The sequence below is a fragment of the Azospirillum sp. B2RO_4 genome (genome assembly GCF_051124815.1).
Lineage (GTDB): Bacteria > Pseudomonadota > Alphaproteobacteria > Azospirillales > Azospirillaceae > Azospirillum.
The window spans coordinates 143,393-167,696 of the sequence record NZ_CP118492.1 but is presented as its reverse complement, the minus strand read 5'-3'; the positions used below and the strand labels follow the sequence as shown (position 1 = coordinate 167,696).

21 protein-coding genes and 1 CRISPR repeat array are annotated in these 24,304 nt (G+C 65.7%); of the genes, 11 read left to right on the top strand and 10 right to left on the bottom strand.

Annotation, left to right across the window (positions count from 1 at the left end; all coding sequences use genetic code 11):
- Positions 1-153 precede the first annotated feature (153 nt).
- On the top strand, positions 154-1,869 hold the full coding sequence (locus tag PWS46_RS30385; protein ID WP_434625728.1) for a methyl-accepting chemotaxis protein: 1,716 nt from the start codon (positions 154-156) through the stop codon (positions 1,867-1,869).
- Between the two features lie 37 nt (positions 1,870-1,906).
- Positions 1,907-2,440, top strand: coding sequence for a formaldehyde-activating enzyme (gene fae / locus PWS46_RS30380; protein ID WP_434625726.1), 534 nt, complete (start codon positions 1,907-1,909; stop codon positions 2,438-2,440).
- Positions 2,441-2,541: 101 nt separating this feature from the next.
- Here the strand turns inward: fae and PWS46_RS30375 are convergent, their stop codons facing one another.
- Positions 2,542-3,720, bottom strand: a complete 1,179-nt coding sequence (locus PWS46_RS30375; RefSeq protein WP_434626036.1) for an MFS transporter — start codon at positions 3,718-3,720, stop codon at positions 2,542-2,544.
- Positions 3,721-3,901: 181 nt separating this feature from the next.
- Here PWS46_RS30375 and PWS46_RS30370 point away from each other — a divergent pair, with 181 nt between their 5' ends.
- Positions 3,902-4,678, top strand: coding sequence for an AraC family transcriptional regulator (locus PWS46_RS30370; RefSeq protein WP_434625724.1), 777 nt, complete (start codon positions 3,902-3,904; stop codon positions 4,676-4,678).
- A 9-nt stretch (positions 4,679-4,687) separates the two neighbouring features.
- Here PWS46_RS30370 and PWS46_RS30365 read toward each other — a convergent pair whose 3' ends face one another.
- The 7 genes from PWS46_RS30365 to PWS46_RS30335 all read right to left on the bottom strand — a co-directional run bounded on the left by PWS46_RS30365 (position 4,688) and on the right by PWS46_RS30335 (position 9,834).
- Positions 4,688-4,861 (bottom strand): hypothetical protein, encoded by a 174-nt coding sequence (locus tag PWS46_RS30365; RefSeq protein WP_434625722.1) that lies wholly within the window; start codon positions 4,859-4,861, stop codon positions 4,688-4,690.
- A gap of 28 nt (positions 4,862-4,889) precedes the next feature.
- Entirely contained in the window at positions 4,890-5,642 is a 753-nt protein-coding gene (locus PWS46_RS30360) for an SDR family NAD(P)-dependent oxidoreductase (RefSeq protein WP_434625720.1), read from the bottom strand.
- 101 nt (positions 5,643-5,743) lie between these two features.
- A complete protein-coding gene (locus PWS46_RS30355; protein WP_434625718.1) occupies positions 5,744-6,406 on the bottom strand; it encodes an alternative oxidase in 663 nt (220 codons plus the stop codon).
- A gap of 390 nt (positions 6,407-6,796) precedes the next feature.
- Positions 6,797-7,327, bottom strand: a complete 531-nt coding sequence (locus PWS46_RS30350) for an RrF2 family transcriptional regulator (RefSeq protein WP_434625716.1) — start codon at positions 7,325-7,327, stop codon at positions 6,797-6,799.
- 86 nt (positions 7,328-7,413) lie between these two features.
- Entirely contained in the window at positions 7,414-7,830 is a 417-nt protein-coding gene (locus tag PWS46_RS30345) for a cupin domain-containing protein (protein ID WP_434625714.1), read from the bottom strand.
- Between the two features lie 71 nt (positions 7,831-7,901).
- Complete coding sequence (locus PWS46_RS30340) at positions 7,902-8,657, bottom strand: SDR family oxidoreductase (protein WP_434625712.1); 756 nt, start codon at positions 8,655-8,657, stop codon at positions 7,902-7,904.
- A gap of 211 nt (positions 8,658-8,868) precedes the next feature.
- The gene (locus PWS46_RS30335; RefSeq protein ID WP_434625710.1) at positions 8,869-9,834 is read right to left on the bottom strand and encodes a LysR family transcriptional regulator; all 966 of its coding nucleotides are present in this window, start codon (positions 9,832-9,834) and stop codon (positions 8,869-8,871) included.
- A 159-nt stretch (positions 9,835-9,993) separates the two neighbouring features.
- On the opposite strand from PWS46_RS30335, the gene PWS46_RS30330 reads away from it, so the two are divergent.
- From PWS46_RS30330 to cas2, 8 genes are all read left to right on the top strand, one after another.
- Positions 9,994-11,097 (top strand): HlyD family secretion protein, encoded by a 1,104-nt coding sequence (locus tag PWS46_RS30330; protein ID WP_434625709.1) that lies wholly within the window; start codon positions 9,994-9,996, stop codon positions 11,095-11,097.
- Positions 11,098-11,125: 28 nt separating this feature from the next.
- Entirely contained in the window at positions 11,126-12,700 is a 1,575-nt protein-coding gene (locus PWS46_RS30325) for an MDR family MFS transporter (protein ID WP_434625707.1), read from the top strand.
- Positions 12,701-12,735: 35 nt separating this feature from the next.
- Positions 12,736-12,966 carry a hypothetical protein gene (locus PWS46_RS30320; RefSeq protein ID WP_434625706.1) on the top strand — a complete coding sequence of 77 codons (231 nt, stop codon included), beginning with the start codon at positions 12,736-12,738 and terminating at the stop codon, positions 12,964-12,966.
- A gap of 93 nt (positions 12,967-13,059) precedes the next feature.
- On the top strand, positions 13,060-13,551 hold the full coding sequence (locus PWS46_RS30315) for an Rrf2 family transcriptional regulator (protein ID WP_434626034.1): 492 nt from the start codon (positions 13,060-13,062) through the stop codon (positions 13,549-13,551).
- A 578-nt stretch (positions 13,552-14,129) separates the two neighbouring features.
- Complete coding sequence (locus PWS46_RS30310; RefSeq protein WP_434625703.1) at positions 14,130-17,312, top strand: class I SAM-dependent DNA methyltransferase; 3,183 nt, start codon at positions 14,130-14,132, stop codon at positions 17,310-17,312.
- Positions 17,313-17,563: 251 nt separating this feature from the next.
- A complete protein-coding gene (cas9, locus tag PWS46_RS30305) occupies positions 17,564-20,800 on the top strand; it encodes a type II CRISPR RNA-guided endonuclease Cas9 (protein ID WP_434625701.1) in 3,237 nt (1,078 codons plus the stop codon).
- Positions 20,797-21,759, top strand: coding sequence for a type II CRISPR-associated endonuclease Cas1 (gene cas1 / locus PWS46_RS30300; RefSeq protein WP_434625699.1), 963 nt, complete (start codon positions 20,797-20,799; stop codon positions 21,757-21,759). The genes cas9 and cas1 overlap by 4 nt, the downstream gene beginning before the upstream one ends.
- A 12-nt stretch (positions 21,760-21,771) precedes the next feature.
- Positions 21,772-22,098 carry a CRISPR-associated endonuclease Cas2 gene (gene cas2, locus PWS46_RS30295; protein WP_434625697.1) on the top strand — a complete coding sequence of 109 codons (327 nt, stop codon included), beginning with the start codon at positions 21,772-21,774 and terminating at the stop codon, positions 22,096-22,098.
- 74 nt (positions 22,099-22,172) lie between these two features.
- Positions 22,173-22,800: direct repeats of the CRISPR family, unit length 36 nt; unit sequence AGTGTAGCCGATGGGAAACCGTGGTCCAGCCGCAAC.
- A 309-nt stretch (positions 22,801-23,109) separates the two neighbouring features.
- Here cas2 and PWS46_RS30290 read toward each other — a convergent pair.
- The gene (locus tag PWS46_RS30290; RefSeq protein WP_434625696.1) at positions 23,110-23,850 is read right to left on the bottom strand and encodes a lysophospholipid acyltransferase family protein; all 741 of its coding nucleotides are present in this window, start codon (positions 23,848-23,850) and stop codon (positions 23,110-23,112) included.
- Positions 23,851-23,916: 66 nt separating this feature from the next.
- A complete protein-coding gene (locus PWS46_RS30285) occupies positions 23,917-24,270 on the bottom strand; it encodes a hypothetical protein (RefSeq protein ID WP_434625694.1) in 354 nt (117 codons plus the stop codon).
- Between the last annotated feature and the right edge of the window lie 34 nt (positions 24,271-24,304).

Below are 24,304 nucleotides of genomic sequence, written 5' to 3'. Positions count from 1 at the left end.
GTCGCCACCGCCCTTAACAGCATTGGTAACGGCGGTGGCCGCGCCCCCTTTCCCGCACAGGTCCTGGAGACGGTCCGTTCATGGCGCAGCCGCGCGGCGGACGGCCGTCTCCGGCCATTCCGGTTTTCAGTCCTTCAACGACGGAGGTCGCCCATGAACCCGTCTGCTCGCATGCAGGGCACCGTGTCGGCAAGCGCCGCGATGGTGTCGGCTGAAGGACTCTGCAAGCTTTATGGAGGCAACGCCGCCCAGGCATTGACCATGCTGCGCGCCGGCGTCGACCCAGCCGACATTCTGCGGGAAACCGGCGCCACGGTGGCCGTCGCCGACGTGGCGTTCGGGCTGTCGGCCGGCGAAATCGTCACGGTGCTGGGCCGGTCCAACGCAGGCAAGTCCACCCTGCTCCGTCTGGTGAACCGGCTGGTCGAACCGACGGCCGGGACCGTGGTCCTGAACGGGCGCGACATGGCGACGATGAAGCCGGCCGAACTGGTGGCTGCCCGCCGCGCCGCCATGGCGATGACCTTCGGCGCCGTGGCGCTGATGCCGAACCGCAGCGTTCTGGACAATGTCGCTTTCGGGCTGGAGATCGCGGGCTTGCGCCGGCGCGACCGGCGCGACCGGGCCCTGGCCCTGCTGACGCAGATGGGGCTGGCGCAATTCGCCGCCCGGCGACCGCTGGAGGTTCCGGCCGAGACCCGGCTGCGGATCGGTCTGGCACGCTCCCTGATCGCCGATCCGCCGCTGTTGCTGATGGATGCGCCCTTCGCCGGGGTCGATCCCGTCCTGAGGCTGGAACTGGAGACCGAGTTCCTCGACTGGCAGCGGGCGCACCGGGCCGCCGTGCTGCTCACCACCCAGGAACCGGACGAGGCGATGCGGCTTGGCGATCGGATCGCCTTCATGGAGACCGGGCGCATCACCCAGATCGGCACCCCGGACGAGATTCTGGAGACACCCGCGAACGACCATGTCCGCTCCGCCTTCCAGGATATTGCGGAGCGCCGCCGCCAGCGCCTGCGCTCCGCCCATCTGGAGGAGCTGATTTCCCATTTCGAGCGGACGGCGATGGAGGGGCTGGACATGGTCGGGTCGTCGGCGGGCGCGCTGGACGGCACCGCGCGTCAGCTGACCGGCATCATCGACCGCACCAACGAGCAGGCGGGCGCCACCGTCGTAGCGGCGGAGCAAATCGCCGGCAATGTCCAGTCGGTCGCCGCATTGGCCGACGACACCTTCCGGTCGTTGGAGGAGATCCGCTCGCGCATCGACGATTCGGCCCGCATCGCCCAGTCGGCGGTGGAGCAGGCCCGCAAGGCCGACGAGTCCGTGCACAGCCTGCGGCAGTCGGCCGAGGATATCGGCAATGTCGTGCGCATCATCGACCAGATCACCGGACAGACCAACCTCCTGGCTCTGAACGCCACCATCGAGGCTGCCCGCGCCGGCGAGGCCGGCAAGGGCTTTGCGGTGGTGGCGCAGGAGGTGCGCCAGCTGGCCAGCCAGACCGGCAAGGCGACGCAGGATGTCTCGCTTCGGATCCAGGCGATGCAGGATGCGACCGGCAACGCCGCCCAGGCCCTGCAAAGCATCACCGCGGTGATCGCGGAGATCAGCACCGTATCGCTGGCCATCGCCCGGTCGATGCAGGCGCAGGCCGCTGCCTCGGCCACCATTCACGCCAGCATCGACCAGGCGGCCTCGGGGGCGGGCGTGGTCGCCCGCAACGCCCGGCATGTCACCGGCGGTGCCCGCGACACCGAAAGTGCCACCCGGCACGTCCTGACCGCCGCTGCGGACCTCTCCGGCCAGACCGAACGGCTGCGCGGCAGCATCGAGCAGCTGCTGAACGGCATCCGCACCGGATGACCGGCAACGTCACCCTTATCGAGAGAAAATCGATCCCATGACCAATCCGCTGTTCCGTGTCGGCGAAGCCACCGTCTTCGCCAAGGAAGGCCAGTTCACCGACGCCATGCCGGAGATCGTGATCGGCACGGTCGATGGCCCGGCCGGCCACGCGTTCGCCACCATGATGGGGCAGACTGCCGGTCACACCCGCATGTTCGCGGTGCGGGATTGCAACCAGATGGTCCGTCCGGCCACCATGATGGTGTCCAAGGTGACGATGAAGTCCAGCGCCTATGTCGACCTGTTCGGCGGCGTCGTCCAAGCGGCCACCGCAGACGCCGTTCTGGACTGCGTCATCGAAGGCGTACTGCCGCGCGACGGGATCAACGACCTGTGCATCCTGGTGATGGTCTGGATCGATCCCCGCTGCCCCACCGATCCGAACCTCGATCGCGCCGATCTCTACCGCACCAATTACGAGGCGACCAAGATCGCCATCGGCCGGGCGATGCGCAATGAACCGACCATCGACGAACTGATCGAAAACCGGCACAAGGTTCGGCATTTCATGCTGGATCCGGCGGAGTAACCTGCCGGTTCGCTGCAGCAAGCCAGGAAAAAGCCCGCCTCCGACCAGGAGCGCGGGCTTTTTGCCGTAGGGCCGCTTGATCCCTTCACCGTCGCCGGCGGCTATCGCCGCTCCACATTCGGCAGGAAGACGGTCAACAGCCCCAGGAGCGGAAGGAACGAGCAGGCGGTATAGACGAAGCCGATGCCGCGCCAGTCCGCGACGACGCCGAGCCCCGCCGCACCGATGCCGGCGACGCCGAAGGCCAACCCGAAGAACAGCCCCGACACCAGACCGACCCGGCCGGGCAGCAGTTCCTGCGCATAGACCACGATGGCGGGGAAGGCCGATGCCAGGGCCAGCCCGATCACGGCGCTGAGAACAATCGTCGCCGTCAGGCCGACATAGGGCAGGGCGAGGGTGAAGGGCAGGATGCCGAGGATGGAGACCCAGATCACCGTCTTGCGGCCGATGCGGTCGCCGACCGGACCGCCGATCACAGTTCCCGCCGCGACTGCCGCCAGGAAGACGAACAGGCACAGCTGGGCGTCGCCGGTGGACAGCCCGAAGCGGTCGATCAGATAGAATATGTAGTAGCTGGTGATGCTGGCCAGATAGACGTATTTCGAAATGATCAGCGCGATCAGGATGCCGACCGCCCTGGCGACCTGTCCGGCCGGCAGTTCGGACCGATGCGCGGGCTGTCTGCCGCTCGTGCGGGGTTTGGCGTTCAGCCGCTGCCAGCTACCCAGGCGCACCATGACCACCATGCCCGCAAGGGCGGCGATGGCGAACCAGCTGAGGCTGCCCTGACCATGGGGCAGGATGACGAAGGCCGCCAGCAGCGGGCCGAGCGAGGAGCCGAGATTGCCGCCGACTTGGAACAGAGATTGAGCCAGCCCATGGGCACCGCCGGAGGCCTGCCGCGCGATGCGCGACGCTTCCGGATGGAAGACGGACGAGCCGAAGCCCAGCAGCATCCCGCCGGCGAGCAGTGCCGGAAAGCCGGGCGCCCAGGCCAGGGTGAGAAGCCCGAGCAGGGTGGAACCCATGCCGAAGACCAGCGAATAGGGCATCGGCTTGCGGTCGGTGAACAGGCCGACCAACGGCTGCAGAAGCGACGCCGTGACCTGATAGACGAAGGTCAGCAGGCCGAGCTGGGCGAAGCTGAGGCCGAACTCGTCCTTCAGGATCGGATAGACCGCCGGCAGCAGCGACTGGATCATGTCGTTGAGCAGATGGCAGGCGCTGATCGCGGCCAGAATGGAAAAGGCCGTCGAGCCGGCGCCGGGCCGGCTCATGGTGGTGTCGGTCACGGGGGCATGCCCTCTTCTCTCCGCCTTGGGCGTTGGGTCCGGACCATCCCCCGAAGGTGGGGTGGGACGGGATCGCCCGGCATGTTGCGTTGAATGCACCGTAAGCCTACGGTCGGCGGAGAAGGCCCGCCACCGCGGTCAGGCCAGTTTCCTACGAGATCGGGCCATGGTCAGAAATGTCCGCGTCGACGAGATCGATGCCGTCCAGCGGCCGTTGCTTGCCACCACCCATGATTATCCGGATGGCGGCACGCTGCCGCTCCATCGGCACCGGCGCGGACAGCTGATCTCCGGCATCACCGGGGTGCTGATCATGTCGACGCCGCAAGGGCGGTGGGTGGTGCCGCCGGACTTCGGCCTGTGGATCCCGCCCGGCGTCATGCACGAGGTCCGCATGATCGGGGCGGTGACCACCCAAAGCCTCTACCTCGATCCGGACCTGACCGGCGGCATGCCCGACCGCTGTCAGGTGGTCGGACTTTCTCCCTTCATCCGCAGCCTGATTTCCCGCGCGGTGGATGTTCCGGCGGATTACGATCCGGACAGTCACGACGGCGCGGTGATGGCGCTGATCCGATACGAGATGCAGCATCTGCCGGCCCAGCCGCTGACCGTTCCTTTCCCGACGAATCCGGCCCTTGCCGAGCGCTGCCGGCGCTTTCTTCGGCAGCCGGCGGTGCATGAGACGATTGAGCAATGGTGCGACGAACTGGCGGTCAGCCGGCGTGCCTTCACCCGACTGTTCCGGCGGGAAACCGGGTTGAGTTTCCTGGAATGGCGCCAACAGGCCTGCCTTGCCGCCGCCCTGCCGCGGCTTGTGGCGGGGGAGACCGTCACCACGGTCGCACTCGACCTCGGCTATGACAACCCCGCCGCCTTCACGGCGATGTTCAAGCGGGTGCTGGGATCGTCGCCGCGCGCCTATCTCAAGGGTGCCGGCTGAGCCGTCCGCTCAGGCGTAGCGCATCGCCTCCAGGTCGGCGAGAAGGCCGGAGGCCTGTCCCGGATCATTCATCAGCGTTTTGGAACGGGTGCCCGAAGGCGTGTTGACGGGTGGAATCAACGGCACGGGTGGGGCCGGATCCTTACCGGCAGTCGATACTCTGGCATAGCCGATGTTTGCCACCGCCCGCTCCGAGGCGGACTGCCCTTCCTCACCCGATGGTGTAACCGCCATCGACGACCATTTCCTGACCGTAGATGTTCTTCGCCTCGTCCGAAGCAAGAAACAGCGCCGCGTCGGCGATGCTCTGCGGAGCGCCGAAGGCGCCCGGGAACAGGCGGGCGGTAACGTTGGCCGCAACCTGACCGAGCACGTCCTCGGGCAGGCCGACCTTGCTCCAGATCGCGGTGGCGATCGGGCCAGGGGCCACGGCGTTCACCCGGATGCCCTGCGGTGCGAGTTCGGCGGCCAGCGTCTTCGTTGCCGAACTGATGGCTGCCTTGCTGGCGCTGTAGACGGCGAGGCCCGGAAAGCCGACCTGGACCAGGAAGGTGGTGATGAAGACGATGGACCCGTTCCGGCGGAACGACGGCAGGAACAGCCGCACTGTCTGGAGCGCGCCGACGACATTGATCGAGAACTGATCCTGGATGGCATCCTCGTCGCTATCGGCGAACGGCACCACCTTGGCGACGCCGGCATTCGGAACGACAATGTCCACACCGCCGAAACGTCCAGTCGTTTCCCGCACCAGACGCTCCAAGTCGGCGCGTACAGTCACGTCGCCGACGACGGCCAGCACCCGGTCGGGAGCCTTGGCAACGATCTCCTGCAGGGCTTCCGCGTTGCGGGCAAACACGGCGACCTTGGCGCCTTCATCAAGGAAGCGCTCGGCGATGGACTGGCCGATGCCGGAACTGGCGCCGGTGACGACGGCGACGCGGTTGTCCAGACGGTGTGTCATCTCTTTTCCTCTCTTGGCTTTCAGGCGGTGAAGGTGTTTTGGCAAATTGGGATGGGCTGGACTGTCGGCCTTCCGAGGCAGGGGAGGGGCCAAGGTTCCGGTCACGCGGCTTTGCGCGGCTCCTCACCGTGTCCTGCATCGGCGGAAGGCTGGCCCGCCAGCGTATCGGCGAAGCCATGGTTCACGTCGCGGTGGTTCGCTTCGTCGTTGCGGACGGCGAGCACAACGTCACGCAGGGTCGCGGTTTCCGGAAGCTGCCAGTAATCAATGGCAAGACGCGGGGCCGGCGGGTTGGCATGCCGACCGGCGTCGATTTCGGTGAGATAGCCGGTGTAGCTGATGACGGCTTCCTCTTCGAAATAGCCGACCACGCGGTGGGCCGTCTTCGGCGAGATCAGGTACAGCAGGAAGAAGGCGTTGTAGAAGGCGCCCTGTGTTAGCAGGATCAGGACCCGTTCCAGCCAGTTCGGCTTCGCCACCTCGATGAAGGTCATCAGGTGCATGCGTTCGTTCTCGGCCTCGTCGAGCAGGGTGTGAATCCAACCCTGGTCATGCTGCATGCGGCGCAGGCAGCGCAGGTGCTGCAATGTGGCTCCGACCATGCCCGGAACCGCCGCCACTGTTTCCAGCACGATGGCACGGTGCCCGTAGCGCTTGGCGAAGAAGGTGTCGGCCAGCAGGCGCAGCGCCTTGGTGAAGCCCAGCGCGATGCGGTCGCTGATGTCGCGTGGCGTGTGATGTGTGGTGAGGATGAGAGTCTTCATGATGTGAGCTCCTTGGCTCTGGTGCGCTGGCGTGCCCGGTCGACGATGGCCGACGGCGTCTTCAGCGTGAGTGGGTGTCAAGTGGATCGGGCGTGTCGCCGGCGGCGCCAATCGCGCGATGTCATGGCTATAATATGCTGAGGAAATGCATCTTTAAGAGCGGACAGATTGTCGCACCCTGTTCGAAAAGAACTCTGGGTGCCTGTCGTCCTATTGAGTGGATATCAGGCGCAGAAACGGAGGTCAGGCGGAGCGTGCCGCTACGCGAGGGTCGATAGCAGGTAAAAAATTCATTGAAGATGCATGTTTATGAGGGTCGAGCTGTTCGCTGTTCCGGCTTCAGGCTCGATGCCCGATGCGCGGCCCTCCGTTTCCGGATCGAGGGGCGTTTCAGCTGGATCGCGATGGGCGTGTCGTGGTCCGGGCGCTGAGCCGGTCCTGGATCCAATGGGCTATTTCGTCGGAGAATTCCGCCGGGGCCTTCCGGCCGAATGTGTTTGCAACGTTGGCAAGCGTCTCTTGGGCCAGTACTGCCCGCATCGCCTTTTCCGCACGCATCATCACCGCATGGACCGCACAGACGCCGGATGTCGCCCAGGAGGGCGGTCGCTGGCCGAACACCGCGCAGCGACCGCGGATTTCCTGGCAATCGAAAAGCGGTTTGTCGCCTTCAATCGCATCGACGATGTCCAGAAAGGTGATGTCCTCCGGTGCTTTGGCGAGCCGATAGCCGCCGCGCACGCCTTCGCTGGCCATCACGAGTCCGGCCTTTTCGAGCTTCGGGAAAATCTTGGCCAGAAAGGACGGCGAGATGCCCTGCAACTCGGCCAGATCACGGCTGCTCAGTGGCTGGTTGCCCGATGAGACCAGCCAGAGAAGGCAGTGAATGCCATACTCGACGCTGACGGTGAGATGTGCCATGGCCGGTTCCGATAGAAAATGAGGAACAGGGACATTAATAATCCGCGTTTCAAAGCGCAAGCCGTCCCTGTTCCGCAACTTCCCCGTCACCTCTTGTCCGGTGTGGTCAGCTCCGTATCGGCGGTGTCCACCACGAAGACCGCAAGGAGCTTCGCCGGCTTGGTGTCGCTGGCGTTGGCACTGACCCCGTGATGGTCGCCCGGCAGTTCGGTGAAGTTCTCACCCGCCCCATAGGTTTTGGCCGGGCCGTCATTGACCTTGCTGCGGATCGCCCCCTCCAGCACGGTGGCGTAGATGAGCGCCGACTTGGCATGGGTATGGGCAGGCGAATATCCGCCCGGACCATATTCGACCAGCACCCCCTTGACGCTCTTGCCGGGCACGTCGGGCAGCGCGTGTTCGTAGACCAAGGTCACCTTGGCATTTTTCGACTGGGGGGCATCGGCAAGGGCCGTGGCGAACGGCAGCGTTGCGAACAAGAGGGGGGCGATAAAGCGCTTCATGGGTCTGCTCCTTCGGCAATCGACGGTTTTGATTGGTCGCCGGGTGGCGACGCCCTGTGGCGGAAAGTCGTTCAGGCGCCGGCCTTGGACCGTTCGAGCCAGCCGGTCAGACCGATCCGGCCGAGGCGGGCCGGGCCGGTGGGCACCAGGGAAAATTCGGTGACGCTGCCGCCGAAATAGCGGGCTGCCGGATCGCCGACGGCGCTGCGGCGGTCGCCCACTGCCTTGAGATAACGGCCGATGATGTCGGCGAAGAGACCGCGGTCCGGACCGGCGATGTCGATGCGTCCGTTGAGCGGCTGCGCCAGGGCGGTCTCGGCCAGGATGGCGGCCACATCGTCCGCGGCAATCGGCTGGAACTGCACCGGCGCCAGCCGCACCGTGTCGCCATCGGCATGGCCGTCGGCGATGCCGGCGAGGAATTCCAGAAATTGGGTGGCGCGGACGATGGTGTAGGGAATGCCGGACTGCGCGATCAGCCGTTCCTGTTCCACCTTGGCACGGAAATAGCCGAGGTCGGCGACGCTGTCGGTGCCGACAATCGACAGGGCGACATGGTGGCGGACGCCGGCCTTCGCCTCAGCCGCGGCCAGATTACGGCCGGAGGTCCGGAAGAAATCGGTTACGACGGTTTCGTCGAAGGACGGGGCATTGGACACGTCCACGACCACCTCGGCTCCGGCCAGCGCCCCGGCCAATCCCTCGCCGGAGATGGTGTTCACGCCCTTGCTGGGCGAGGCGGCCACGACCTCATGGCCGCTGGCGCTCAGGATGGCGACAAGCTTGGAACCGATCAGCCCCGTTCCACCGATGACGACGATTTTCATGAGTTCCTCTCCTGTCCGGCGGGCATCCGGTGCCCGATTGAAAAGCCGGAAATGGCGGCGGCGGGCGTTCGAACCTTGCGGATCACCACGATCCGGCTGCCCGTCCAATAACGCAGACAATATCAGTCTGCGTTTCACCGCGCAAGCGGAAAACGCAGACTGATATTGTCTGCGTTATTGCGACCGCGTGAAGAAGCCGCCGGTCGGACCGTTAAACCTGGTGCGGGGGCAATCCGTCGGGTCCGGCTCCCGACCGCGCGGAGGAGGGGTCGAAGGGATTCAGCCATTCGCGATGGCGGGCGAAATGCACGGCCAGCAGGTCGATGAAGGTTCTCACCTTGGTGGACAGGTGATCCCGGTGCGGATAGATGGCGTTGATGGCGAACTCCACCGGCCGGAGGTCCGGCAGCAGCCGACACAGGGCTCCGCTGCGCAAATCGTCCAGCACGATAAAGCTGGGCAGCAGCAGCAAACCCTCGCCGCTCAATGCGACCAGCAGCAAGGTTTCCGCGCTGTTGGTCACCAGATTGCCCGACACCCGTACCGACAGGTCAGACTGGTCCGGGCCGGTGAAGCGCCACTCATTGCCGAATGGGTAATGGCTGTAGCGCAGGCAATTATGGTTCGCCAGATCCACCAGGGTTTGGGGAATGCCGTGCCTTTCCAGATAGGCCGGCGCCGCGCACAGCACGTGCCGCCAGGGCGTCAGCCGCCGACAGATCAGGCTGGTGTTCTGCGGCTGCAACGGGTGCACCGCCAGGTCGAGTCCTTCATCCACGATGTCCACCGAAGCCTCGCCTATGGTCAACTCCACCGAAATCGCCGGGTAGCGCGCGACGAAGTCGCCGATCACCGGTGCGATGAAGCGGGCGAGGTGTGTGCCGATGTGCAGGCGCAGGGTGCCCCGCGGTGTCGCGTTCAGCGCCACCGCCAACTCGTCGGCGGCTTCCAGGTCGGTGAGGATGTTGACGCAGCGGTCGTAATAGGCACGCCCGGCATCCGTCAGGCTGACCCGCCGCGTGGTCCGGTTCAGCAGGCGGACCGCCAGCCGGTCCTCCAGCGCCTGGACATGGTTGCTCACCATGGTGACGGACATGTTCAAGCGCCGCGCCGCCGCGGAAAAGCCGCCGCATTCCACCACCCGCACAAAGGCCGTCAGGCTGGTCAACCGGTCCACGCACACCCCCGCCACCTTGGTTCGCCACGATTATCCACTCACGCTGGATAAGCTTTCCAGCCTTTCCCGAATTCTCAACCGGCGACCCCGATCCCATCCTGACAACGCGGTCCGGGACGGCCGCAGCTCCCGGTAATCCCTCGGAAAAGGATCGGCTTCATGGTTGAGCTCACTCACAGCAAAGAGGCCGAGGCGAGGCCTGCCGCACTCGGCACGGGCAAGGCGTTGAAACGCGCGGCGCTGGTGCTGGCCCTCCTCGGCGGCGTCGCCGCGGCCGGCAACGCCGGCTATCGCTACTGGACGGTCGGGCGGTATCTGGAAAGCACCGACGACGCCTATGTCAAAGCCGATCACACCGTGATCGCGCCCAAGGTGTCCGGCTATATCGCCGAGGTGCTGGTGCAGGACAACCAGCGTGTTGCCGCCGGCCAGCCGCTCGCGCGGATCGACGACCGCGATTTTCGCGTGGCGCTGAATCAGGCACGGGCGGACCTGGAGACGACGGAAGCGGCGATCCGCAACCTGGACGCCCAGATCGTGCTGCAGCGGTCGCTGATCGAGCAGGAGAGGGCCGACGTGGCGGCGAGCGAGGTCGCCCTTGCTTTCGCGCAGAAGGAAAACGCGCGCTACAGCAACCTGATGCGGACCGGATACGGCACCACCCAGCGGGCGCAGCAGGCGGAGTCGACCTTGGGTCAGGCACAGGCCAAGTTGCGTGGCGACCGCGCCGCTCTGGCCGCCGCCGAAAACAAGATCGCGGTGCTGGTCACCGAGCGCGGCAAGGCCGTGGCACAGCGCGACCGAAGCCGCAGCGCGCTGGAGCAGGCGCGGCTGAACCTGTCCTACACGGTCATCGCCGCCCCGATCTCCGGCACGGTGGGCGCCCGCTCGCTGCGGGTCGGGCAGTATGTGCAGACCGGCACGCAGCTAATGGCCGTGGTGCCGCTGCAGGCGGTCTATGTCGTCGCGAACTTCAAGGAAACCCAGCTGACCCACGTCCATGCCGGTCAGCCGGTGGAGATCGCGGTGGACGGCTTCCCCGGCGTCGAGCTGAAGGGCCATGTCGACAGCCTGTCCCCGGCCAGCGGACTGGAGTTCGCCCTGCTGCCGCCGGACAACGCAACCGGGAACTTCACCAAGATCGTGCAGCGCATCCCCGTGAGGATCGTCCTGGATCCCGGCCCCCTGTCGGGTCTGCTGCGCCCCGGCATGTCGGTCGAGCCGACCGTCGACACCCGCGAAACGGCGACACCCTCACGCTGAACCAACCTCTGGGCAAAGGACGAAGACCATGTCCATTCCTGCCGCAGCCGGCCCGGCCGGCACCGCCTCCACCCGCAACTGGCTTGCCGTGACCGGCTCGACGCTGGGCGCGTTCATGGCGGTACTCAACATCCAGATCGTCAACGCCTCGCTCGCCGACATCCAGGGCGCCATCGGCGCCGGCATCGACGATGGTGGCTGGATCTCCACCGCCTATCTGGTGGCCGAGATCATCGTGATCCCGTTGAGCGGCTGGCTGGCCCAGGTGTTCTCCATCCGCCGTTATCTGCTGACCAACGCGGTGCTGTTTCTCGTCTTCTCCGTCCTCTGCGCCTTTGCCGCCAACCTGGAGCAGATGATCCTCCTGCGCGCGATACAGGGCTTCAGCGGTGGCGTGCTGATCCCGATGGCCTTCACCATCATCATCACGCTTCTGCCCAAGGCGCAGCAGTCCACCGGGCTTGCCCTGTTCGCCCTGTCGGCGACCTTCGCCCCGGCAATCGGGCCGACCATCGGCGGCTACCTGACGGAAAACTGGGGCTGGCAGTACATCTTCTACGTCAATCTGATCCCCGGCGCCGTGATGGTCGGCCTACTGGCTTTTTCGCTGGACCCCGCGCCCATGAAACTCGGCCTGCTGAAGACCGGCGACTGGCCGGGGGTCGTCACGATGGCGGTGGGGCTCGGTACGTTGCAGACCGTGCTGGAGGAGGGCAACAAGGAGGACTGGTTCGGTTCCCCCTTCATCCTGCGGCTGAGCATCGTGGCGGCGGTCTCGCTGGGGCTCTTCCTGTGGATCGAGCTGCTCAGCGCCCGGCCGCTGCTGAACCTGCGGCTGCTGGTGCGGCGCAACTTCGGCTTCGGCATTGTCGCGAACTTCATGCTGGGCGTGGCGCTCTACGGGTCCGTCTTCGTGCTGCCCGTCTACCTGTCGCGCATTCAGGGCTACAACGCCGAACAGATCGGCGGCGTGCTGGCGTGGACCGGGCTGCCGCAGCTTCTGCTGATCCCGCTGGTTCCGCGCCTGATGAAGCGGTTCGATGCGCGCCTCCTGATCGCCGTAGGCTTCGCGCTCTTCGCCGGCAGCGCCTTCATGAACATCGCCATGACCGCCTCCTATGCCGCCGACCAGTTGCTGGTCCCCAACATCGTGCGCGCCGTCGGGCAGGCGTTGGTCTTCGCGCCGCTGTCGGCGGTGGCGACCGCCGGGATCGAGAAGGAGAATGCAGGTTCGGCTTCCGGTCTGTTCAACATGATGCGGAACCTGGGAGGTGCCTTCGGCATCGCCCTGCTGCAGACCTTCCTGACGAAACGCGAGCAGTTCCACTCCAACATCCTGTCGCACGCAGTGTCGCTGTTCGAGCCGGCGACCGCTGCCCGCCTCGAACAGCTGACGCGGTATTTCCAGTCGCACGGCATCACCGACCCGCTCGACGCCGGGCGCCGCGCCTATGTCGCCATAGGCGCGGTGGTGCGCAAACAGGCCTTCGTCATGGCGTTCAGCGATGCCTTTTTCCTGCTGGGCGCCGCCCTGCTGGTCGCCTTGTTCGCGACCCTGCTCCTGAAGAAGCCCGACCATTTGGGCGGGGGCGGTGCCCATTGAACAGGGGCTCTCGCCCGACAATCCGGAGGGGTGTCATGAGGCGCGTATCCAGCCGACCGGCGACCACCCATCCCTGGCCGGCCGGCGCCGGTATCCAAGGCGTGGGCAGCCTTACCGATCATCCGCTGCCGATGTCCCGGCGATTCGCCGAAATACTGCCGCCTGATCGCACCGCACTTGCCGGAGCCTACAGCCTGAAAGGATTCGCCAAACCGGTCGACCTCTATGAACGGCTCGGCCCGCAATCGGATTTGCCGCCATTGTAATGCCGACGTGGAAAGCAACGGCCGGATCGTTCGATTGCGCGTTTTCAACGGCACGGGTATAATGATGTAGAATTTATGCAGATTTGGTCGGCGATGCGCTTATCGAGCTATACGGATTACGCGCTGCGCCTGCTCATGTACCTCGCTGTTCGGCAGGAGGGATTGCCGACCATCAGCGAGATCGCGCAGGTGTACGGCATCTCAAAGAACCACCTGATGAAGGTGGCGCATGACCTGGGACGCGGCGGCTACATTGAGACGGTGAGGGGACGGAACGGCGGGCTGCGCCTCGGCCGCCCGGCCGAGCAGATCCGGATCGGCGAGGTCGTCCGCTACACCGAGCAGGACATGGCCATCGTAGACTGCATGGGGGCGCTGCAGGATGCGCCCCTCTGCCGGCTGAGTCCTGCCTGCAACCTCCGCAGCGCCCTGCACGAGGCGTTGCAAGCGTTCCTGGCTGTCCTTGACGACTATACGCTGGCCGACATCGTCCGCCATCGCCGCAGCATGGCGTCGATGCTCGGCCTTCCGCAGCCTCCCGTTTTCCATACCGCAGGGCGGGCGGAGGCGGAGCCGGGCTCTTGACCGGGACCGATCGCGGGCTGAGGGGAAAATTCAACCTCCTCGAACTGTTCAGAGCCTGTTTGGAAACGTTGCGAGATCGGCGAAGACGTGATTCAAACGACTTCAGGGGCGTATGACGCCCGCTTCGTCACAATGCCCCATCCCCTCGGGAAATGGAGCCTTACGGAAACTTGGCGTTGTTCAGTCGGACGGAAGGGTTGGTGGCAAATGGACCATATGCGGCGAACCGTCGCATTTTGAAGAGGTGGGGAGGTGATTCCCATCGCCTGCGCCATCGTCTCCGACCGGCTCCCCTGGAGTCCATCTTTCCTGGATTGGATGGCGGCGAAGGGCGGTCACGCCAAAGCTAGGGCGGTATCCTTGTTATAGGCCCAATATGTATGGTGAAAGGAATGGAAGGTAATCAGACAAAGACATAAAGTGAATATCGGGGTCAAGACGGAGATAAAGGCGAAAATCATGCAAATGTATGTGTGTGCAGAAAACAAGTTTTATTCGATACGCTTCTATCTTTAATCCTCTTTTAAAATTTCCAGCGCGTATCTGGTATAGGCAAACAGACCAGAGAACGAGCTAAAATGCTTGATAACGCCATGCGGCCTCGCATGACGGTGGAAGATTTCGTCCAGAAATGGGGACGGTCTTCGCTGGGCGAGAGCCAGGGTTCGCACGAGCATTTCATCGACCTTTGCCGTGTTCTGGGGGAAATGCCTCCAGCCGAGGCTGATCCGTCGGCCACCCATTACTGTTTCGAGAAAGCAGTCGCGCAGACGGACCGGCGCCCCGGACGGGCCGACGTCTGGAAGCGTGGCTGTTTCGCGTGGGAATACAAGGGGCCCGGACGCAACCTGGATGCGGCGTACGCCCAGCTGCAGCGCTACGCGCCGGCCCTGGCCAACCCGCCGCTGCTGATCGTCAGCGACATGGCGCGGATCCGGGTTTACACGAACTGGACCAACGCGGTCACGGTAACGCACGAGATCGGTCTTCGAGATTTGCTCGACCCCGGCCGGCGCGACATCCTGAAATGGGCCTTTTCCGATCCGGAGCGGCTGCGGCCCGGCCAGACGCGGGCCATGCTGACGGATGAGGTTGCGGGCCGTTTCGCGACGCTGGCCGCACGGATGGTGGCGCGTGGGCACGACCGCTGGACGGTCGCCCATTTCCTGATGCGGCTGGTCTTCTGCATGTTCGCCGAGGATGTCGGCCTGCTCGGCAAGGGCCTGTTCACCCGGCTTCTGGACGAGGCTGTGCGCGACCCGGCCGAGTTCGCGCCGCTGGCGGAGCAGCTGTTCCGCTCCATGAAGGATGGTGGGCGCCTGGGGTTCGAGAAGGTCGACTGGTTCAACGGCGGGCTGTTCGAAGACGCCGGCGCCCTGCCGCTGGACAGCGACGACCTCGCCATCGTGCGTGAGGCGGCGCGGCTGGACTGGTCGGAGATCGACCCGATGATCATGGGCACGCTGTTCGAGCGCGGTCTGAGCCCCGAGCGCCGCCGGACGCTGGCGCGCGAGGTGGTGCGGCGCGACCGTGACGGCCGTTCCAAAGGGGCGGTGGGCGTCTATTACACGCCCGAATCGACCATCATGAAGCTGGTCGAGCCGGTCGTCACCCGGCCCCTGCGCCGGGAATGGGCGGCGGCGCGGGAGCGGATCGCCGCACTGCTCGCCGAGGCCAGGACTGCGGCACCCAGGCGACGCGAAAAGGCGCGCGGCGACGCGCGGGGGATCTATGATCGCTTCCTCGAGCGGCTGCATCGATTCCGCGTGCTGGATCCGGCCTGCGGTTCCGGTAACTTCCTGTATCTGGCCCTGCGCGAGCTGAAGGACCTGGAGCACGAGGTGGTGATCGACGGGGAGACCTTCGGCTTTCCGCGCCAGCTCGAATTCGATTTGAAGGGCAACGAGCGCCCGAAGACCATCGGGCCCGAGGCTGTGCTGGGCATCGACGTGAACCCGCTGGGCGTCGAGCTCGCCCGCATCTCCGTCTGGATCGGTACGATCCAGTGGATGCGCCGCCATGGCTACGAGGTGCCGCGCAACCCGATCCTGCAATCGCTGAAGACCATCGAGCAGAAGGACGCGCTCGTCGATCTGATCGGCGGCGAGACCCGCTGGCCCGATCCGCAAACCTTCGCCGCGGCCGGGAAGGACGGTGGCGGCGATGGTCGTGATGGGGAGCCGTACCGGATGGTCATCGTCGGCAATCCGCCCTTCCTTGGTGACAAGACGATGCTGGGCGAGTTGGGGGAGGAGTATGTGACGCGCCTGCGCCGGCTGTTCGCCGGACGGGTGCCGGGTGCGGCGGATCTCGTCTGCTACTGGTTCGAGAAGGCCCGCGCCCTGCTGGAGGCGGGCAGGGTGGAGCGCGTCGGGCTGGTCACCACCAATTCCATCCGTGGCGGCGCCAACCGCACCGTGCTCGACCGCATCCGCGCCGACGGCACCATCCTGGAGGCATGGTCCGACGAGCCCTGGACGGTGGACGGCGCCGCCGTCCGCGTGTCGCTGGTGTGTTTCGGCCCCAAGGGCCTGAACGAGACGCCCCGGCTCGATGGCCGTGAGGTGTCGGAGATCTTCGCCGACCTGACCGCGGGCGGGGTGGATTTGACGACGGCCAAACCGCTGGCGGAGAACGAGGGGATAGCATTTAGCGGAACTTCCAAAAAAGGAAGTTTCGACATCGACGGAAAGGTGGCGCGATCCTGGCTGAAAATGCCGCTAAACCCGAATGGGAGGCCGAACTCGGATATCCTGCGTCCTTGGATGAACGGTTTGGACATAATGCGGCGTTCGCAGGAAAAATGGATCATTCATTTCGGAGAGCTCAGCCAAGCCGACGCCTGCCTGTACGAAGCACCATATGGTTGGGTCGATCAGCATGTTGCTCCGGAAAGACGGCGCAGCACGTCTCCGGCGGAGCAGCGCGAATGGTGGCTGTTGGCCCGCCGAGCACCGGCTATGCAAGCGGCAATAGATCGGTTGCAACGGTACTTGGCAACACCGGAAGTCTCAAAACACAGAGTTTTCGTTTGGGCGGATCTTCGTGTCTTGCCGGACAAGAATGTCGTCGTGATTGCAAGGGATGATGCCGTGTCCTTTGGGATTCTGAGCAGTCGTTTCCACGAGTTATGGGCATGTCGGATGGGCACCAGTTTGGAGGACCGTCCCAGGTATACATCATCCACAACGTTTCGAACCTTCCCCTTCCCGGATGGCCTGACGCCCGATCTTCCAGCCGATTCCCACGCCGACGATCCGCGCGCGCGGGCGATTGCGGAGGCGGCACGGCGGTTGAACGAGTTGCGGGAAAACTGGCTGAACCCGCCGGACCTCGTGAAGAGGGAGGCGGAAGTGGTGGAGGGCTTTCCCGAACGCCTGCTGCCGCGCGACGAGGCCGCCGCCGCGATCCTGAAGACCCGCACCCTGACCAACCTCTATAACCAGCGCCCGGCCTTCCTGGTGAACGCCCATGCGGCTCTCGACGCCGCCGTGGCCGCCGCCTACGGCTGGCCCGCCGACATTTCCGACGAGGAGGTGCTGCGCCGCCTCCTGGCTTTGAATCAGGCGAGGCCGGCGGCGGATGCCGTGAAGCGTCGGAAAAAGGCGACGAAGCCGGTCGACCCCAGTCAGCGAAACTTCCTTTATTCCTTTCAGGGCGACAAAGCGGCGCAGTCCACGTCTGCCGCAACCTTCGAAACAGGGAAGGAGTCCACTGCGGAGTCTGCGCGCGCAACTCCGCGCCGGAGAAAGGCCGGGTGACCGGGGTGGAGCTTTGCGCAAACAAGAAGGGGCGAGCCGTAGCTCGCCCCGCATCTTGTGTCCGCCGAGGCGGACTTGTTAACGGCTGGACCACGGTTTCCCATCGGCTAAACGAGTAACGTTTCCAGCTTTGAAGAGAGTATCTGAACTCCTCACGAGGTCAAGAGTTGTGATACGCTCGATCGCAAAGAGTTTTCGGAGAATTTGGACGCTCGAACTCACGCGTATTCAATTTGTAAGCGGACGAATCCATGCAGCCCTATCGCCTCTCCCTTGACCTCGGCACCAATTCCCTCGGCTGGTGCGTGCTGGACTTGGACCGCAGCGATCCTCCGCGGCCGAAGGGCATCCGGCGCATGGGCGTGCGCATCTTCACCGATGGGCGCAACCCGCAGGACAAGACTTCTCTTGCGGTGGCGAGGCGGATCGCGCGGCAGATGCGGCGGCGGCGCGACCGGACGCTGGTGCGCCGCGCGCGGCTGATGGCGGCGCTGATCCGCTTCGGCCTGATGCCGGGCGACCGGGCGGCGCGCAAGGCGCTGGAGCGGCTCGACCCGTTCCAGCTTCGCGCCCGCGGGCTGACCGAGCGGCTGGAGCCGCAGGAGATCGGCCGCGCGCTGTTCCACATCAACCAGCGCCGCGGCTTCAAGGCCATGCGCGGCACCGGCGATGAGGAGGAAGCCGGCAAGATCCGCTCCGGCATCGACCGGTTGGACGTACAGATGGCGGAGGCCGGAACGCCGACGCTGGGCGCCTTCTTCGCGTGGCTGCGCGCGAACGGGCGCAGTGTGCGCGCCCGGCTGGTCGGGCGGGGCGCCAAGGCCGAATATCCCTTCTACCCCGCCCGCCCGATGCTGGAGGCCGAATTCGACGCACTGTGGGCGGCGCAGGCACGCCATCACCCGGATCTGCTGACGGAGGAGGCGCGAACCACCCTGCGCCACCGCATCTTCCACCAGCGTCCGCTGAAGCCGCCGCAGGTCGGCAAATGTTCCCTGATTCCGGAGGACGAGCGGGCCCCGCGCGCGCTGCCCTCGGCGCAGCGGTTCCGCCTCTACACCGAACTCGCCAACCTCCGGATCATCATGCCGGATCGCAGCGAGCGGCCCCTGACCATGGAGGAACGCGACCTGATCCTGCGCGCGGCGCGCGCGAAGCCGGCCCGGAAGGCGATCACCTTCAAGGACATCCGCAAGGTGTTGAAGCTCGGCTCCGACGTCGGGTTCTCCCACGAATCCACCCGTCGGCCGGAACTGGCGGCCGACGAGACCTCGGCGGTGCTGGCCGACAAGAAGCGCTTCGGCCCGCGCTGGGCGCGGCTGACCCTGGCGGAGCAGGACGAGGTGGTCGAGCGGCTGCTGTCGGAAACCGACGACGGGGCGCTGATCGACTGGCTGGCCGCGCGCTGGGATCTGGAGCCGGAGGCCGCAGCCAACGTCGCCGACGCGCGGTTGCCCGACTTCCATCTGCGCATCGGCCGGAAGGCCCTGGCCGCTCTGCTGCCGGTGCTTGAATCGGAGTCCCGCGACGGACGCCCGATCCGCTATGATGAGGCTGTGCCCTTCGCCTTCCCCGGCGCCCATCATTCCGACCGCCGGCCGGGCGAGCGGCTCGACCGGTTGCCCTACTATGCGAAGGCACTGGAACGCCATGTCGCCTTCGGCACCGGCGAACCGAACGACCCGGAGGAAAAGCGGCTCGGGCGGCTGGCCAACCCGACGGTGCATATCGGGCTCAATCAGGTCCGGACGGTGGTCAACGCGCTGATCGAGCGCTATGGCCCGCCGCACGAGATCGTGGTGGAACTGGCGCGCAAGGTGAAGCAGACGCAGAAAAAGCGTAGCCAGGACGAGAAGGAACAGGCGGAGAACCAGCGCAGGAACGAGGAGCGCAAGGCCCTGCTGCGCAGCGTCAACGCGCCGGTCAACGGCCGCAACCTGATGAAGCTCCGGCTGTGGGAAGAGCAGGGGGCCGGGGTCAACCGCCGCTGCCCCTACACCGGCGAGACCATCGGGCTGGAGATGCTGCTGTCGGAAAAGGTGGACATCGACCATATCCTGCCCTTCTCCCGCACGCTGGACGACAGCGCCGCCAACAAGGTCGTCTGTCTGACCGCGGCCAACCGCGACAAGCGCAACCTGACACCCTACGAGCGCTGGCATGGCGACGAGGCACGCTGGTCGCGCATTCTCGGCTGCGTCGAGGATCTGCCGCCCAACAAGCGCTGGCGATTTGCCGAAGGGGCCATGAACCGCTGGGGTGAGGAAAGGGATTTCCTCGCCCGGCAGATCACCGACACGCAATATCTGGCCCGGCTGGCGCGGGAATATCTGCGCCACGTCTGCCATCCCGACCGCGTGCGCGTCTCGCCGGGGCGGCTGACCGCCATGCTGCGCCGGCGCTGGGGTGTCGATTCCATCCTGCGCGACCACAACCGCGAGGGCGGCGACGTGCCGGTGGACGCGACCTTCGCCAAGAATCGCGACAACCATCTGCATCACGCGCTGGACGCGGCGGTGATCGGCTGCATCGACCAGGGCATGGTGCAGAAGCTGGCCCAGGCCGCATCCCGTGCCGAGGATCTGGGGCTCGACCGGTTGATGGACGACATCGACGACCCCTGGGACGGCTTCCGCGACGAGCTGGCCGCGCGGGTGCGCGGCGTGACCGTGTCGCACAAGCCGGAGCACGGCACCGGCGGCCGCCTGCATGAGGACACCGCCTATGGCCCGACCACGGAGACGGAGCGGGCCGGCGGCTTCAACCTCGTCTACCGCAAGCCGCTCGACGGCCTGACGGAAAAGGAGGTCGCACGCATCCGCGCCCCCGACCTGCGCAAAGCCATGCAGGAGCGCGTCGCCTTCCACCGGAACGGTCCCGATCGGCTGGACGCCAAGCAGGCGGTGGCGAAGGCGGCGGAGGAACTGGCGGCGACCGAGCCCTGGGTGGGCATCCGCCGCGTCCGCCTGCTGGCCAAGGAGGCCGATCCGATCTGGCTGACCGGGCCGGACGGCGAGCCCTACAAGGGGCTGATCGCCGGCGACGTGCACCACATCGACATCATGGCCCTTCCGGACGGCCGCTGGGCCGGGCGCGCCGCCACCCTGTTCGAGGCGCGCCGCACCGCCCTGGACGATGGCCGTGCCGCACCCTGTGTGCCGGCCGACGGCGAACGCTTCGTCATGCGCCTGCACAAGGGCGACCTCGTCAAGCTGGAGCATGACGGGCGCCTGCGCATCATGCGCGTGGCCCGGCTGGAGCCGGCCAACAACCGCCTGCGCATGGTCGAGCATGTGGATGCCGGGGAACTGGACAAACGCCATGCCGATCCGGACGACCCGTTCCGCTGGCTGATCGTCGCCTTCGACAAGCTGCGCACGCGCAAGGCACGGCGGGTGACCGTCGATCCGCTGGGCACGGTGCGCGATCCCGGATTCCCGAAATGGGCGGCGCTGCCCGCATCCGGCGAAGCGGATCCCATCTCATGACCGGCCGCATCGTCGAGATCGCCGAGGACGGCCGCCACCTGTCGCTGTCGCGCGGCTTCCTGGTGGTGGAAGGGCAGGGGCGGGAGATCGGGCGCGTCCCGCTCGATGACATCGGTGCGGTGGTGGCCAACGCCCACGGGTTGACCTACACCAACAACCTGCTGCTCGCCCTGGCGGAACGCGGCGCCGTGGTGGTGCTGTGCGGGCCGAATCATGTGCCGGTGGCCTTCCTGTGGCCGGTGGACGGCCATCATGTGCAGGCCCAGCGCATGCGCGCCCAGCTGAACGTTTCGATTCCGCAGACCAAGCGCCTGTGGCAGTTGCTGGTGCGCGCAAAGGTCCGCCAGCAGGGTGCCGTGCTGGAGGCGCGCGGCGCGCCGGCCGGCGCATTCGAGGCGCTCGCCCGCAAGGTGCGCTCCGGCGACCCCGACAACATCGAGGCGCAGGCCGCGCGCCGGTACTGGCCGCTGCTGTTCGGCGGTGAGTTCCGGCGCGATTCGGAGGCCGGCGGCGTGAACGGCCTGCTGAATTACGGCTACGCCATCCTGCGCTCCACCGTGGCGCGGGCGGTGATGGGGGCGGGGCTGCATCCCACGCTGGGCCTGTTCCACCGCAACCGGGCCAACCCGCTGTGCCTGGTGGACGACCTGATGGAGCCGTTCCGCCCCTTCGTCGACATCGCCGTGGCCCGGCTGGCCGATGCTGGGCATGACGAGGTGACACCCGATACCAAGCGCTTCCTGGCGTTGGTGCCGTCGCTCGACCTGCCGACCGCGGAGGGAACGACGCCGCTGTCCACTGTGGTGATGCGGGCCGCGACATCGCTGGCCCAGGCCTATGAGAAGGGGGAGGCGGCTCTCGACCTTCCCGCCGGGGAAGGCAACAGGGCGTGGGCGCCGATGCCACTGGAATGGCCCGCTCCCCCGCTGGCGCCCCCGAAAGTGCCGCAACCGGCCTGACGGGAGGCGGCGATGTTGAGCGGATACCGGATCATGTGGATGATGGTGCTGTTCGATCTGCCGGTCCTGACCAAGCGCGAACGCAAGGTCGCGACGACCTTCCGCAAGTTCCTGCTGGACCAGGGCTTCGAGATGTCGCAGTTCTCCGTCTACCTTCGCCATTGCGTTGGCAAGGAGCAGTCGGAAACGCTGACCCGCCGAATCGAGAAGGCGATTCCATCCACCGGCAAGGTGCACATCGTCTTCATCACGGACAAGCAATATGAAACAATCATGTGCTTCGACGGCCGAGTCCGCCAGCCCTCCCGGAAAAATCCGGAGCAGTATGTCCTGTTCTGACCACCGAAATTGCGGAATCCAGCCAGAGAAACAGCGGGATAAGGCCTTGATATCAAGGCCTTATCCCGCCACGTAGTGTAGCCGATGGGAAACCGTGGTCCAGCCGCAACGAGGCGGAGATTCATTCCAAGGCGCTGGCCAGTGTAGCCGATGGGAAACCGTGGTCCAGCCGCAACGACGCCGACAGGGCCTCGTCTGGCGGTGAAAGTGTAGCCGATGGGAAACCGTGGTCCAGCCGCAACAATGCCCGAGAGCCACAGCGACGCGCCGTTAGTGTAGCCGATGGGAAACCGTGGTCCAGCCGCAACGGTCATGGGGCGTCCTCAATTCTCGCGCCTAGTGTAGCCGATGGGAAACCGTGGTCCAGCCGCAACCCCCTCCTGCGCTGCCCAGGACGCGGCCAAGTGTAGCCGATGGGAAACCGTGGTCCAGCCGCAACTTCCAGCACGACGCGAGCGCTTCGCTAGAGTGTAGCCGATGGGAAACCGTGGTCCAGCCGCAACGGCTGGGCGAGCGCATCGCCGTGGTAGCCGAGTGTAGCCGATGGGAAACCGTGGTCCAGCCGCAACCGCGGCGACCGCATCGGCGCAGGCGGGCGTAGTGTAGCCGATGGGAAACCGTGGTCCAGCCGCAACAGTTCTGCCAGGAAGCCACGAACGGCCATCCAGTGTAGCCGATGGGAAACCGTGGTCCAGCCGCAACAAGGCCGTCGTGGCGCAGGGAAACACGCCGAGTGTAGTCGATGGGCAACTGGCGAACCAGCCGCGAACCTGGAGTTGATTCGGCTGATCGACGGGTAGTCCCTGGAAACGCCCTGGTACAGCAGCCGGCAGATGGCGCGCCATCTCCGCCGGCAGGCCTACGAGGCCAACCGCCCGCGCTCGGCGCCCGGCGGCAGAACCCCGGATGAGGCCTGCCAGCGAACACCCAACCGGATCGCATTGGCGGCGTGACACGAACCTGAACCAAGCTTATTTCAACCGTCAAACCGTCCGGGAAACTGGGACCACCTCACTCCCGGCCGGAACCAAGGTCAGACCAGGCGGCCAATTGCCGGGCGATGAATTCCGCTGCCTGGCGGTGCGCCTCGGCCCCACCGATGGTGCCGACCTCGATGGGAGCCCCTACGGCGAAGCGTACCGGCTTGTCGGGGTCGATCGGTCCGGCATCGTCCAGCCACGCCCCTTTGCCCCAGGCCGTGGTTGCCAGGGCAATGGGGACCATGGGGACCTTGGCCGCCCTTGCAAGCCGCCATCCCAGGGAACCGAAGGTGGCGGGGTCGAAATCTTCCGACCGGCGGGCCTGGGGAAAAATGATCACCGATATTCCCGCATCCAGCTTCCGCTTGCCCATTTCCAGTACGTGCTGCAAATCGCTGCGCGGATCCGTCCGCGTCACGATAATCGGGTCGAAGGATTGGAGAACGCGGCGAAACACCGGATAGCGCATCAGGCTGGGCTTGGCGACAAAGGTCGTCGGGCGGATATGACTGATGACCGCCGGCAGAACCTGCGTTTCCATCACGCTCATGTGATTGCAGACAAAGACGTACGGTCCTTGCGCCGGGTCGAGCGCCTCGGTGCCGCTGATCTCGAAGCGTACGTCGCAGCGTTCCAACGCCCGCATGATGCGCCGACTGCCGACGACCAGATCATCGTATGTCAGACGCCCGAAGGTCGCCTTTGCGGCGGCAAGGGCCGTATAGAACCCCCATTGCGGATAGAACCCCATGCTGGCCAGCAACACACGCACCGACGACTCCTCGCATCAACAAAAAACCAATGACATCGAAACGTTATGCGCTGCCAACCATGAATTTTAGGTTTCACGGAGATCGGGTTCAGGACCGAACCTTGTGAGAAAAGCCGGTGCGGGCCGGTTATCCAATGCAATGCCGGCGAATAGGAACGCGACCAGCGCCGGCATCACGACGATGTGATAGGCGGCATAGACGCCGAATCCGGCAAATGCCTGCTCGCCAACAAAAGGGGCCTGCCGGTTTGCCCCGCTAATCGCCCTTTCTTCGACCTGCCCAACCTTCATGTCTATGAAGCGCCGGAACAGGCCGACGCCGCTTTGCGCCGCGCGATGACGGTGCCGCTTCAGCCTCCGGCGGAAGCCCGCGCACTTCGATTGGAAAATGGTCTGCCGTTCTGTCGGAACTCTCCCCATATCCTGAAGCCGTCCACCACATCACCTCAGTGCA